We start from the raw sequence: 14,401 nt of genomic DNA, 5'->3' as shown, positions 1-14,401 counted from the left end.
AACAATAAACTACACTTAATTTACCCTCTTATAAGTGTGGTGATTGTTATGCCCAAGCCTCGTTCACAACAAATTAGTTTATCTGATACGCCGTATTATCATATTTGCAGTCAAACCGTTCGAAAAGCCTTTTTATGTGGTGTTGATAAAGAAACCGGTGTCAGTTATGAGCACAGGCGCCATTGGATTGAACAGCGCATTTTTACATTATCTCAAGTCTTTGCTATTGGCATTTGTGCTTACGCTGTCATGAATAATCACTTACATTTAGTCCTTCATGTTGATAGTGAAAAAGTTAACAACTGGACGACGCTCGAGGTACTGTCCCGTTGGCATACGTTGTTTAAAGGCACCCTATTAACCGGTCAATATCAGCGACAGCAATCATTAACTACATTAACGACATTCGAAATGGAAATAGTTGAAGAAACAGCACAGGTCTATAAACAGCGTTTAATCGATATCAGTTGGTTTATGCGAGCATTAAATGAGCCTATTGCTCGACAAGCCAATAAAGAAGATGAATGCACGGGGCACTTTTGGGAAGGACGCTTTAAATCACAAGCCCTGCTCGATGAAGGGGCATTACTTGCTTGTATGGCTTATGTAGATTTAAATCCAGTGCGGGCAGGCATTGCTCCAACACCTGAGCAATCGAGTTTTACCAGTATTCAACTGCGTATCAAAGCAGCCATTACAGGAGAGCAACCGACAAGGTTATTACCTTTTACGGGCAATGAACAGCAAGCTAAAACCTCCGGTATCCGCTTTAGCTTAAAGGACTATTTAACCCTTGTAGATGAAACAGGTCGCGTAATAAGAGCAGACAAACGAGGCGCTATCGTGACTAAAACCGCAAATATACTGTCAAGACTTCACATCAGCGATGAAAGTTGGCTCAAACTCACCACAAACTTTGAAGGTATATTCACGGGCGCGGTCGGCACCGCAGAGCATTTGTGTGAATTTACTGAGCACGTGGGGTTAAAGCGCGCACACGGTAAAGCAAATGCTCAAGCTTGTTTGGATAGCGCGTAAACTTAACTAGATTCAAAGACCACACTAAGACAGCAAAAAAATACGGCTACCTTTAGGTAACAAGTTAAGCTTGCCTGAAATTCACTCATTTAATCAACATCTATAAAAATCGATAGGCAAAGGCTTATAATATGAAGTACATGAATTGTTGCTGACCAATCGATAGCTGTGTTTCAGAGCATTATTACTGCGGAGAATTATCATGGGTGGCATAATAATTTATATTTCAGAGCATTATTACTGCGGAGAATTATCATGGGTGGCATAATAATTTATAAGTTTTTAAAAATATGTTCTTAACTACGTAGTCTACAAATTAATCTATAAGAATTTTTGATAGCGTGTAATATTTATCCTATATTTAAACTTACCAAATGTCTTTTATGTTGTCTTAATGATTTATAAAAAAAGAATCATACTATTTTTACTACTGGCATGCTTTAAAGTCTCCGCATCAATGAGAGTGCCTTTAATATTAAATGACATTGATTGGCCTCCTTTTTTCTTAAATAACGAAGAGGAATCACTTAAAGGTGTGGCAAAAGACATTCTCGAAAAATGTGTAGACAATAAAGTATACCAACAAAAATTCATAAAACTTCCTGTTAAAAGAACCCACGTTTACATGCAATCAGGTGAAATTGACATTAGTATTTATTCTTACAATAAATTTCGCAAAAATTTTGTTATTTATAGTAAAGAGCCTATGTTTACCAGTGATTATGGTTTTGTGGTAAGTGCAGAAAGTAGCATTGAAATTAATGAACTGAATGACTTGTCTCCTTATGTTATTGGCCATCTGTCAGGTTTGTCACACACGCCTGAAATAATGCAAATAATTAAGGATAAACGTCTAAAGAAACAAGTTTTTGATGGGTATAATGTTGACGCAATGTTTAAACAATTACTCGCAGAAAAACCTAGGTTTGACATTATGATTAACTCCAAAGAAACATTTTATTGGCGTGCGAATGTACTGAATATCAAATCAAAAGTTAGAGTGTTAGATTACAATATCAAAGTGAAAAATTATTTTCTTACTGTATCAAAAGCATCAAAAAACATAGAAAATAAAGAACAGTTTTTAAATAATTTTGATGCCTGTTTGGTCAAGATCAAAGAACAGGGTCAATATAAGGAAATATTAGCTAAATATGGTCTTTAAGCTTTATAAATATCACTTTGGCATGGGAAAGCTGTCACATTGTCATCGACTGTTTTTTCATAACCCACAGGATTTGAAAAATTTAGAACGGGATCCGTCTTAAATTCCCATTAGCATTCACCTGAACTTTTTAACAAAAAAAATCTTAAACGATTCATCAATCATTATACAACCAATTTAGGTTCTGCTCTTGCTTCTTCAAAGGGCTCATTGAGTAACTGCTTGCGTAAATCAAATAACTCCTTACTAACAAAAATATGTATATGAGCAGCGGGTGGTGCTTTACCCACATATAAACTTTATCCCTCAAGCGTCTTTTTAATAAAATCAACTTGTTGATCTTCAATATATACATACTAACGGAGTTTTATCCGTTGGTAGTAAACTCTTGTTATTGTAAGGCGAACTTTGATTTATCATTCTAAATTTAGGCGAATAGTTAACATTTGAAATTCGAAATCCACAGTTGCCTTGAGCTTAAACCAGCCCTAAAAACGAACTGTAAATTTTAGTTAAACTTACCCTGGATATGATCATGGTTTCTTAAAAGCTCAATGACCGTATATGGCTAGAAGTTCCCCCAAGGCTCAACTAATACCTAATTACTGCAAAGCTGGAGAAACCGATCATTGCAATAAGGGGATTTTAGTCACTTTGGATACGAAAGCTGCCTAAGGTCGAAGGTAAATACAATCTATATATACTTTGTTTTATAAGGCTTACTGTCAATGTATCCTTTTTAAATTAACTATCCCGTAAAGTCCCCCCCGTGAAAGAAAAATCAAGGGGTCAGAGCACTTAGTTACTTAATTATAATTTTAATAAGATCTTTTGTGAGGATCCGTCAGAAAAAGCCATCTTTAATACGTCTTAAATATATTAAAGCATTCTGTTAGAATAGTCGGCTATTGATTAAAGGACACCGAGGCAGCATGTCAGAATTTACAGAATTTTCACTTTTAGAGTCAATTATTGATCGCGTTACTCTTAAGGGCTATAAACAGCCTACACCGATCCAAAAAGAATGTATTCCGGCTCTTATTAATGGGAATGATCTTCTTGGTATAGCGCAAACGGGAACAGGAAAGACGGCGGCTTTTTCACTGCCTATTATCAATAATTTTGGTCGAAATAAAATAGATATTCAAGCGAAGAGCACACGTTCGCTAATACTAACGCCAACGAGAGAGCTCGCCTCGCAAATAATGCAAAACATTGATGACTACTCTGAAGGTTTAGAACTTAAAACTAAGGTTGTTTATGGTGGTGTAGGAAGACAAGCTCAAGTTGACTCGATCGCGCTTGGACTTGATATTTTAGTGGCAACCCCTGGACGATTATTAGATTTAATTGAAACGGGTGATATAAATTTTAAGGCGTTAGAAATATTTGTCTTAGATGAAGCCGATACTATGCTTGATATGGGGTTTTTTAAAGATGTTCAAACCATTATATCTAAACTGCCAAAGAAGCGACAAACACTATTGTTTTCAGCGACTATGCCCGCTGAAATAGAAATACTGGCAGAAGCAATATTAACAGATCCAATAAAAATTCAAGTTGCGGCTGAAACGGTCACTATCGATTTGGTTAATCAAAGCGTATACCATCTTGATAAAGCGAATAAAGTACCTTTACTCTTTAATATATTACAAAAACCTGAATTTGAAAAAGTGCTTATCTTTTGTAAAACAAAGTATGGCGCTGACATCATTGTTAAAGCATTAGAAAAAGCATCAATAACAGCCGCTAGCCTTCACAGTAGTAAAACACAAGCAGTTAGAGAGGAAGCGCTACAAAACTTTAAAGATTCAAATCTAAGAGTATTAGTTGCCACTGATGTTGCTGCTCGCGGAATTGATGTTAATAATATTACTTTAGTTATTAACTATAACCTTCCTGAAGATCCAAGAAATTACATACATCGTATAGGTCGAACTGCTCGCGCCGGTAAAAGTGGAATGGCCATTTCATTTGCTGTAGAGAATGATATGAGGCAATTAATTAATATCGAAAATAGCATAGGACAAGTCATTCCTGTTGTTACAGAGCAGCCTTTTCATAAAGAGTTTTCAAAATTACCTAAAGAAGTCAAAAAAAAGGTAAGTAAAACAAATAAAACGAACAGAACGAATAGCACAAGAAAAAAAAGAAAATAAGATAGCTATAAAGTAGCCAACTAGAGATTTTTAGCTCGGCTACACATATCAACTCTCGATGCCTTAGGATGCTTTTTTTGCGGTGAAGATAAGCACACTGGGCAAAAAATTATCAGCATTAACCTAGTTGCTGTGCAAATGAGCACCATACATTAAGTAATGTTTAGCGATTAATTTTAGTGCGCATGCGGTAATGGCTAACCACACCTATTGGGTGCTATTCGTTGCTCAGTAATACGCAATAAGTGATCATTAATTATTATAATGCTCAGGGGCAGATTATATGGTGCCCTACTTTTCTATCTTTTTATCCATTCGAAATAGAGTAATCAAGCATTCTGTGCTCGTTGGTTACTCAATTATCTAATGAGATAATTGAGCTTGTTAATCTTCGGCATAGAGTTTCTTAAAGTTTTTTAGATTCCAGCCAATCATGACTGCATTACCAATTTTAAGGGCGGGTAAAGAGCTAGCTCCTATAGCGTCAAGCTCTTTTCTACCGCGCTGCATTTTTGCATTGGTTAATCTGTATTTTATGCCGTTATTATCCAAGTATTTTTGAGCTTCACGAGAATGGGGGCATTTATCTGAAATATATAAAACAACGCGTTTCATCACTAACCTTTGCAGAATTGTTAAAGATTCACTATTTTACTGAACTCTCAGAAAAAACAAAGATGAATTAACCGAACTTTCAATTTTATACAAAGAAAATTAAGCTACTTTGTTAAACCAAGGTGATAAAAATATATCAACTAGTTGTTTGGGTTTTGAATTTAATCGTTTCTGCTTAGAGCTGCCAACAGAAAAACATTAACAATTAAACTTTTTTTAATTTGTGGTTTTATCCACTTTACAAATGTGAACATCATTAGTTTCTTGGACGGTTTACAGCATTCAGAATATGTAGTTCTACCTTTCCCCTGACAGACAACTAAACCACCAAACTTAACGTTCAAATGATTGCCTTGGCATTATTTTTTGTAAACTCAATTGACCTAAAAACCTTAACAAACTTCTCTAATTGAAATCTTACGCTGTCCAAATTGGATTTATATGCCAACTCTCCAACCACAAAGGAAAATCATCCGCCGGCATGGGGCGAGAAATTCCGTAGCCTTGCGCAATAGTGCAGTTAAGCGACAGTAGTTTTTCAGCGTGAGCCTTTGTTTCAACTCCCTCGGCTATCACACCACGATTGAAAATATTAGCTAAGCCGATAACAGCCTTAACAATGGCAAGGTCAGAGGGATCTGTAAGCATATCTCGAATAAAAGTCTGATCAATTTTTAAAATATCAGCGGGTAGGCGTCTAAGGTAAGTTAGCGAAGAATAGCCAGTGCCAAAATCATCCAAGGCAAACTTTACCCCCATCTTTACACAGGTATTCATGAGTTTACTGACCTGAATTACATCTTCTAGTGCACTAGTCTCTAATATTTCTAATTCCAGTAATTCAGGATAAATTTCAGGGTAGGCAGCTAACGCTCCCGCTAAATGTGTTACAAAATTACCACTTTGTAATTGGCTAGCACCTACGTTGACACTTACTGGTATGGTTAACCCTTGTGTCTGCCAGATACTCATCTGTTTAAGTGCTGTATCAATAACCCATTCACCAATTTTAATACTAATTAAATGGCCTTCAATGATGGGTAAAAAACCTCCTGGTGGCAAGATGCCTTGTTGAGGGTGTTTCCACCGGATCAGAGCCTCTGCGCCAATCACCTCATTGGTTTTCATGTTCACTTTAGGCTGATAATATAAAACAAACTCTTTTTTCTCAAACCCCTGACGAATGCGCTCAAGACCCTCCCTTCGTGTTCGATCTGCCTCTGAGGGGCCTATATCGAAAAACCGATAACAACCTTTCCCTGCATCTTTGGCAATATACATAGCCTGATCCGCTTGGCGAAGCAAAAGGTCAGGGTCAGAGCCGTTTTTCGGATAAAGCGTCACACCAATGCTGGCTGAAACTTTAAGTATATTATCATTACAGATAATATTTTGAGATGCAGCTGTCAATATGCGCTGCAATACCGGCTCACATTCGTTTATATTATCGAGGTCGCTAAGTACAGCGATAAATTCATCACCGCCAATACGCGCTAAAAAATCACCCGCACGTAAAGACTGCTCAAACTTAGCTGAAATGTCGATTAGAAATTGATCACCCGTGTTGTGCCCATAACTATCATTAATTTTCTTGAAACCGTCTAAATCAATATAGGCAAGTGCAAGTATTTTTCCGTGTCGCTGGCTTTGCTTAATAGCCAACGTTAACTTGTTAGCCAACAGTATTCTATTGGGAAGACCGGTTAATATATCGTGATGGGCGCTATGTTCAAGTTGCTCTTGATGCGCTTTAAGATGAGTAATATCAGAGAACATTGATACATAGTGCATTACCTGACCAAGGGCATCACTTACTGCGCTAATTGATTGCATTTCGGGATAAATGTCACCATTTTTTCGTCGATTCCATATTTCTGAGCTCCAGTAGCCGTGTTCCTTCAAGGTTTTCCACATGTCTTTATAATAGTCATCGGACTGACGACCTGATTTGAGAATTCGTGGATTTTGACCAATAGCTTCCTTTCTACTATAACCAGTAATTTGGCTAAAAGTGTCATTGACCTCAAGGATATTACCCCTGATATCTGTTATTAAGATACCTTCGTGGGCGTGACTAAATACGCTAGCAGCGAGTTTTAATTTTACTTCTGTTTGTTTGCGCGCGGTTATATCAGTTAATACGGTTAAGCACTCGAGGCCGTCGTCGTTGATACTCATCATCACCTGAACGGTAATTACTTTATTATCAACGTATAGTTTTACTTCACAAGCGGATTGATTTAGCCCTTTAAAAGCATTCGACAGGTGTGAGTTGAATTGAGACAGAGAATCTTCGGTTAAAAACGCGGCCAATCTCAAACCATTTATTTTTGCGCGCGGAATACCCAACATGCTGGCAGCGGTTAGATTGGTTTGGGTAATATCGCCTGAACGGTTAAGGGAAATAAAAGCCACAGGAGCGAAGTCGTATAAGGCTTCGTAACGTATTGCTGCTGCTTCAGAAGAATCTCTGGCTAAAATAAGATCGTTTTGCTGCATTTCTAACTCTATCTGGTGCACCTGTAACTCATGCAGAAGACTAACAGTCGATGCTTCATCAGTAATTGAATCACTTTCAGGTTGCCCATCTTCTTGCAAACGGTGCATAGCCTCTTTACGCACAGCAACTTTTTTGCTTGTAAGCTGCTTTGAGTCTTTTTTCATGATGTACTCTTCCTCATCGGGCATTTACCTTTATGTGATACTTTATTATTCCAGTATTAGCAGTTTTTCTAGTGTGTTTTGTACATTAACGAGCATTTTTTTCATTGCCTCTGCCGAGGTGTTATCATCTTCTGCTAACATCAACTTAATATCATCTAACGTGCTAAGATTCTGTTTTTTATCAGTAATATTTTCGGTCACACAAACGAATAGGCCTTGCTCTTGTGAGTACATAGCACAAATAAACCACTGCATAGACTCTTTGACGTAATATTCGAATTTTTCAGACTTTCCTGACATTGCCACGCGACCACAGGCTGCCATAAATCCAGCGTTAGATTGTAGGATATTTGGCACGACTTCACTGCCTTTTTTCCCTGCTATATGATGTAATCCCGTTATTCCCGCGTAAGCATTGTTTACTTCAAGATAGTGGAAATCAACCGCTTTGTCGCCTTCCATTAGTATGTTCTTGTAAGCAACGGCATGTGATGAATTCTCAAATAGCAAACGAAAGCGAGATTCTGACACAGCCATAGCAATACTCGCATTCCTGTTAATAGTATTATCGCTAAAAGTAATAACCACGCCATCAATTAGAGTTTCCTGCGTGCGATAGGGCATAATGCGTACAATATACCAACGACCATCATGAGTCGTTACTTCCTCTTCATGAAACATCAGGCTTCGTAGTACTTCATCCGTATGTTCAGATAACTTAGGATAAATTAATGAACTGACCAAGTCAGTGATAGGGCGACCGACATCACTAGGTATGAGTTTGAAAATTTTAACCGTTTCAGGGGTAAAACGACGTACATTGAGCTCATTGTCTAAAAAAAGCGTGGCGATGCTAGTACTATTAAGTAGATTTTTTAAGTCGTCTCTGGCTAAAGACAATTCATTGACTTTGATGTTTAGCTCATGATTAACCGCTCTTAACTCCTCATTCATCGACTGCATTTCTTCTTTGGAAGTTGTAAGCTCTTCGTTAGTGCTTTGAAACTCCTCATTCGTACTTTGTAATTCTTCGTTGGTAGATTTAAGATTCTCTTGTGCAAGCTGCATTTCGTTAGTGGTAAGTCTCAGTTCTTCCCTCCCCTGAGACAATATATTTTTTAGTTTTTCTATTTCATCACTATGGTCTTTGGCTAAATTACCTTTGAGCGATTTTTTAATGGGTGCAATGGCCGTTGTGGAAGTCGTAAACAACACAAGAACCATAGGGCCTAATGTTGATGAATTTAATACTGGTTGTACCCTAACATCGACCAGAATAATATTACCGTTACTGACAACCTCAACGTTCGTTATATCTAACTTTTTCTTCAGGCGCACCGCGCGATTAAATATTTCGTTCAATGGGGCGGCCAAACCTTCACGTGCCATGGAGAAAAGGTTGTAATTGACCTTGCCTACCGATGGCTCTAAATATTTCCCGGTTTTTCCGTTGATATAAATGACATCCGCTTTTTCAGTGGTTAGCAGAGCCGCCGGAGTAAAATTCTCTTGTAATAAGGATTGGATCAAATCTTCTAAGTTCATAGTAACTGTATCTTGGGGGTTAACGGGCACGTTTTTTTCTGGCTTTAACTCATGAGAATAACTATTCACTTCGTTAACCGGAAATTTCATAACATTAAAAGGCTGTGATGTCTCACGTCGTTTGTAAATACGTTCTTTTCCACTTAAAAGAGTAAACAGTGACTCTTCGTTTCCAATGGTTTCAGACGTTCCTAAAACAAGCACTCCAGACGGTTTTAAACTGTAGTGAAATAAGGGAAATAGTTTCTTTTGCAATTCTGGCTCTAAATAGATGAGCAAGTTACGACAACTGATGATATCAAGTTTGGTAAACGGAGGATCCATCACCAAATTTTGTTGGGCGAAAATAACATTTTCTCGTGCCTGTTGACCGATTTGATAGCCCCCGTCTATTTTCACAAAATATAAGTCTAATAGTTCTTTAGAAATATCAGCGCTAATACTATTGCTGTAAATCCCCATTCTAGCTTTATTTACGGCATCAATATCGAGGTCAGTAGCAAAAATCTGTAATTCAAAATGTTTGGTCGAGTTAAATTTTTTAAAGGCTTCTTGAAACACAATTGAGAGGGTATAGGCTTCTTCTCCGGTAGAGCAAGCAGGAACCCAAGCACGTAATGTACCTCCCTCTGGATATTCAGACAAAAGCGAGGGGATCACCTCATTTTCTAGTTTTTTCCAAACGGTATTGTCGCGAAAAAAGTTAGTAACACCAATCAGTAGCTCCTTAAGTAGCAATTCATTTTCTTGGGGATTAGTCCGTAAATAACGCACGTAGTCGGGTATATTGGAAAGCTGATGCAAGGCCATACGTCTTTCAACACGACGATTAATAGTGGTTTTTTTATAAAGCGAGAAATCTTGTCCGGTATGAGCGCGTAGCAATACCATCACCTTTTCAATATCTTCTTTATTTTTATTGTTCTCTTCAATCGGCAATGGCACTTTATTTACATAGTTAATGATATAACGCATTAATTCATCTGCTGGTGCTACGGCATCAACTAATCCGGTATCAATAGCACTTTGAGGCATACTGTCAAACTCGGCTGTATCAGGACTTTGCACAAATACCGCACCTGCTTTATCTTTGATCGACCCCAAACCCAACGTTCCGTCTGCCCCCATACCTGAAAGAATAACAGCAATACTGTGTTCCTTTCTATCGGCTGCCAGAGAAGTGAAAAAAGAATTAATAGGCAATTGCAAACCATGCGGGTTAGCACGCGTGAATAAAATTAATGTACCGTTTAAAATAGTTAGATCGTGGGCAGGAGGTATCACATAGACATTATTGGGCATAATCACCATATGATCGGTAATTTGATGTACGTCTAAGGGAGTCATGCGTTGCAGTAAGTCGCACAGGATGTTTTTGTGGTTAGGGTCTAAGTGTTGCACTACAATAAAGGCCATGCCGCAGTCAGCAGGCACATTACTTAAAAATCGTTCGATGGCTTGAAGACCGCCAGCAGAAGCACCGATAGCAATGATAGGGAAAACATCAACAGGAGACGACGTTTTAATCTCTGTTTTCTCATCAACCTGTTGTTCAGAAACAACATCTTTAGATTTTTTCATTGTGTGTGCTATTTTTATTCTTAGGGTGGCGGTTATAGATAATGCGCCGAATATGATGAAAATTCAATAAATTCAATAAATTCAGGTGAATCATTGTCTGCTATGAACTAAAAATACTGTCATGGTGATTGATTGTAGAGTTCTTAAGCCTCAAATAACCATTAGACTCATATTGAACAAATTTACTACATAAATTCTATTTGGAGTTGTTTTCTTTACAATAGAGAAATATAAGATTTATGTCGTCAATATGTTTGCAAAGATGACTTTCAAACACGAAGACCTACTTTGTATTCAGTGCTGATGAAGTAAACCTGTGACTTCAGTAAATTTACGACCTCGAATTACTGGATAGCTTTCTGAAATAAAATTTCATTGGCGGATTTGAGCTTGAAAACGCCTCACAAGTAGTCAGATAGAGGTCATTCACCCTTACATTATTAATGCTACCTTTGATAGTATCAATTGATTTTAGGTGGTCAGCTCGTTAAAAATGGCCGTTAATGCTTAGGTGTTATTACTAACATTTTGTTGAAAGAGCTACCCTGCCCCTAATGACATTACCCTTAAAGGTAACAGACATTATAAAATAGCTTAAAAACGCTTTATGGTTATAGGAAGAGGAAGTTGTTTTAGTCTTTTATAAAAAATTTTCTGCTACCACTATAATATTCATGACCATGTGACCAAATATGCAATACCATAAATTCCCACTTACATATCTAATCAATCCTAATAAGCATGAAGATAAGAAGAGTAAAATAAATACCTCTGTTTGTTCATATTGAGAATGTATCAAGGTAAACGCTAAACTGGTAATGACAATAATGAACGTTGGATTTAGGGAGATTTGTTCTAACTTGTAGAAGGCGATCCCCCTAAAAATAATTTCTTCAAAAAAAGGACCTACGATTCCAACCGTTAAAATAAGTAATGTAATTTCAAGACCTGTATCTATTGATTCTAAAAAGTCGAGCATAAAGCTTGGCGTTTCAAAAATGCCCATACGAAATATAAAATATTCAAATAATGAGAAGGTTAACACGGCTAATAAGGTCATTATTAGTCGTGTTAACGTTATAGATCTTAAAGCTAATCGGTTAACTATATTTTCTTTATTTTTTGCGGAAAGATAATACTGAAGAAGGGGTAGCATTAAAAGTACCGAAACTATTGATGTTGTAAAATTAAAGCCTAGATTCGTGCTCAGCTGTTCAATAGTATGTACATCATCTAAAAATATTGAGCCAAGACCTGATATAAACACAATAAAGGTTGAAAATATCGGTAGTGCTAGAGCTAACAGTAATATCGATAACATTGACAATACCGATAACATCATCTTATTTAATGCCGCTGATGCGTTATTAACCTTTGATATACTCATAAATATATTAAAATCCAATTGAAAAAAACAAAACGATTGAGAAATTAATCTCAATGCATAATATTAAAACGTAATTGTCGAACCCTACTTACTGGTAAAATTAACCTGTATATCTATTAGGTCCAATAAAACAGGCAGTAAGATCCTGTCATTTAAGTGGAGACCTTAGAAGCTCCCACCATTATATTTGCAAAAGTCAGCGATATTATTAGGGAAGCCGATTTGTATGCTGATTTATAGTAAGAGAAAGCCTTATTTGTACTTTTAGTGAATGTTAGCATGTGAAATAACAACGGCAGTAATGAGCTAAAACCGACTAGGCAGATTCATTAAATATCTTAATTAACAAATTTGCCATAAAGTTTATTTCGAATAGGTCGTTTAACGAGATAAATAGCCTCATTAGCCCTCATTTCTTTAATTAAACTAAAAGGAATGTAATCGGGTATTAGCTCAAAATAATTATTATTATTTAAATCATCATACTTAATGCTATTTACCACTGCATTCTGCCATTGATAGAAAACCCTTCCATAAACAATAGCCACATTACTGCCGCTAACACTTACCACTTTAGCTAATCTATATTTATGCTTAGGATTCAATTTATTATTAATCAACCTCATGTCTAAAAAGTAAATATCATTGACTTGAGGAGTTAAAATAAAAACGGATGCTTGTGTTTGCTCAGCGTTATGTAAAGCATATTTTTCATAGCCAAAATAGGCAATCACCACTAGAAAAGTCAATAACACGAGTTTATTTAAGGAGATTGATAACTTTGCTTTTACATTTTTTGATTCGAAGGTATGTGGCACTTTAATAAATCCTTTTAAAGTTAACTCTATTTGATAACACTGTTTAGGTTTAAAATTGAGTAATAAATCATAAATTCAATGATATATCCAATGCTCATCTCCAATATAACACCTCATCAAAAGTTAAAGATGGTTGAATAAAATAGTAAGTTAAATACAAGGTCAGCCACTCTTTAAATGTTGAGTAACTTAGGCGTTTACACTAGATAGCATCATATAAGTAACATAGGTAAATAGACATATTGGAACAACAACATATGCAAAAGCATCAGATTTACACCAACAGCCTTGAGCTATTTTTTCTTTTCTAAATAAGGATATTGAAGAGCCATAAAGAATAATCAAACCAACGGCAACTATCGACATCCAAGAAATATCATTACCCACTAAAAGCAATAATGGCGTTATTGCCGAAAGACACCACAATGAAGCTACAAAACTAGCGCTGTTGTATATAACAATTAGATACTTCATCACATCCAAAATTTTACTAATTCGTTAAAATTGTTAGTTAAAATAATTAGCCATTGGAAACAACCAACTTTTATTTATTCTACTTTAATCGTTTAATAGCTTTTTAAAACGGTAATTCCTCTCCCTTAAAATCATAAAATTTCCCAGTGGTATCAATAGATAAATTTAGAATCACTTTCATAATTCCAAGAGCCGAATCTTTAACATTTTCTCTTGCAGAAGAACCGCCCATATCTGTTTGAACCCAACCAGGATGAACAGCCACCACAGCGACATTGTCATTAACAAGTTCATTGGATAAATTCACGGCTAGCATGTTGGCTGCTGCCTTAGACATTCGGTAACCATACCAATCTACACTTCTTTCTCGTGTTAGGGATCCCATAACAGAAGAAATTATAGCTATTTTACATAGACGATTTTTCTTCATCAAAGACAAAAAACAATGAGTTAAATACAATGGGCCAAGCGAATTCACTTTAAAACTCATTTCAGCATTTGCATAATTAATGTCATGAATACTTTTATTTTCTTGATCTAAATAACCAGCATTATTTATGATTAAATCTATTTTGATACTTTCTTCACTGAGTTTATTTGCTAACCTCTCAATATTTTCTGGACAGGTGATATCCATTAATTCAATGAGTAATTTTTCAGAGAACTTATCCTTCAATGTTATTAAGTCAGCCGATGCCTTTTCATTTCTACAGGTAGCAATTACTGTCCACCCATTTATAAGATATTGTTTTGTTAATTCGAAACCAATGCCTCTATTAGCACCCGTTATTAATACAATTAAATCACTCATGTTGAACCTTTAAATATGACACCCCATTTAGAGGCAAAAATGGTTTACTAAAATGGTAGATATTTTCCAAATATGAGAGCGCAACAGAAAACTGTTTTTGGTCTCTCTTTAATAGCTTATAGTTTGATTAACAGCAAACTAAAA

Annotated in this window: 11 protein-coding genes; 3 read left to right on the top strand and 8 right to left on the bottom strand. The window is 36.3% G+C overall.

Annotated elements, in window-relative coordinates; translation table 11 throughout:
- Window positions 1–48: 48 nt before the first annotated feature.
- Entirely contained in the window at window positions 49–1,038 is a 990-nt protein-coding gene (locus H4J75_RS11745) for a transposase (protein ID WP_182222228.1), read from the top strand.
- 457 nt (window positions 1,039–1,495) lie between these two features.
- Entirely contained in the window at window positions 1,496–2,203 is a 708-nt protein-coding gene (locus tag H4J75_RS11740) for an ABC transporter substrate-binding protein (RefSeq protein WP_182222227.1), read from the top strand.
- Between the two features lie 164 nt (window positions 2,204–2,367).
- Here the strand turns inward: H4J75_RS11740 and H4J75_RS20175 are convergent, their stop codons facing one another.
- The gene (locus tag H4J75_RS20175) at window positions 2,368–2,493 is read right to left on the bottom strand and encodes a hypothetical protein (RefSeq protein ID WP_259366378.1); all 126 of its coding nucleotides are present in this window, start codon (window positions 2,491–2,493) and stop codon (window positions 2,368–2,370) included.
- Between the two features lie 642 nt (window positions 2,494–3,135).
- Here H4J75_RS20175 and H4J75_RS11735 point away from each other — a divergent pair.
- Window positions 3,136–4,362, top strand: a complete 1,227-nt coding sequence (locus H4J75_RS11735) for a DEAD/DEAH box helicase (RefSeq protein WP_182222226.1) — start codon at window positions 3,136–3,138, stop codon at window positions 4,360–4,362.
- Between the two features lie 384 nt (window positions 4,363–4,746).
- Here the strand turns inward: H4J75_RS11735 and H4J75_RS11730 are convergent, their stop codons facing one another.
- The 7 genes from H4J75_RS11730 to H4J75_RS11700 form a co-directional block, all read right to left on the bottom strand.
- Window positions 4,747–4,977: a glutaredoxin family protein gene (locus H4J75_RS11730; protein WP_182222225.1), complete on the bottom strand. Its 231-nt coding sequence runs from the start codon at window positions 4,975–4,977 to the stop codon at window positions 4,747–4,749.
- Between the two features lie 417 nt (window positions 4,978–5,394).
- Window positions 5,395–7,641: an EAL domain-containing protein gene (locus tag H4J75_RS11725; RefSeq protein ID WP_259366377.1), complete on the bottom strand. Its 2,247-nt coding sequence runs from the start codon at window positions 7,639–7,641 to the stop codon at window positions 5,395–5,397.
- 45 nt (window positions 7,642–7,686) lie between these two features.
- Window positions 7,687–10,767: a chemotaxis protein CheB gene (locus H4J75_RS11720; RefSeq protein WP_182222224.1), complete on the bottom strand. Its 3,081-nt coding sequence runs from the start codon at window positions 10,765–10,767 to the stop codon at window positions 7,687–7,689.
- A 640-nt stretch (window positions 10,768–11,407) separates the two neighbouring features.
- Complete coding sequence (locus H4J75_RS11715; protein WP_182217812.1) at window positions 11,408–12,154, bottom strand: CPBP family intramembrane glutamic endopeptidase; 747 nt, start codon at window positions 12,152–12,154, stop codon at window positions 11,408–11,410.
- Window positions 12,155–12,492: 338 nt separating this feature from the next.
- Window positions 12,493–12,972, bottom strand: a complete 480-nt coding sequence (locus H4J75_RS11710; protein WP_182217811.1) for a hypothetical protein — start codon at window positions 12,970–12,972, stop codon at window positions 12,493–12,495.
- A gap of 189 nt (window positions 12,973–13,161) precedes the next feature.
- Window positions 13,162–13,446 carry a hypothetical protein gene (locus H4J75_RS11705; RefSeq protein WP_182217809.1) on the bottom strand — a complete coding sequence of 95 codons (285 nt, stop codon included), beginning with the start codon at window positions 13,444–13,446 and terminating at the stop codon, window positions 13,162–13,164.
- Between the two features lie 103 nt (window positions 13,447–13,549).
- On the bottom strand, window positions 13,550–14,257 hold the full coding sequence (locus tag H4J75_RS11700) for an SDR family oxidoreductase (protein WP_182217807.1): 708 nt from the start codon (window positions 14,255–14,257) through the stop codon (window positions 13,550–13,552).
- Window positions 14,258–14,401 lie beyond the last annotated feature (144 nt).

The sequence above is a fragment of the Colwellia sp. BRX10-1 genome (assembly GCF_014077545.1).
Taxonomy (GTDB): Bacteria; Pseudomonadota; Gammaproteobacteria; order Enterobacterales; family Alteromonadaceae; genus Colwellia_A.
The sequence above is the reverse complement of the archived record's forward strand: the minus strand, read 5'-3'. Positions and strand labels throughout refer to the sequence as shown.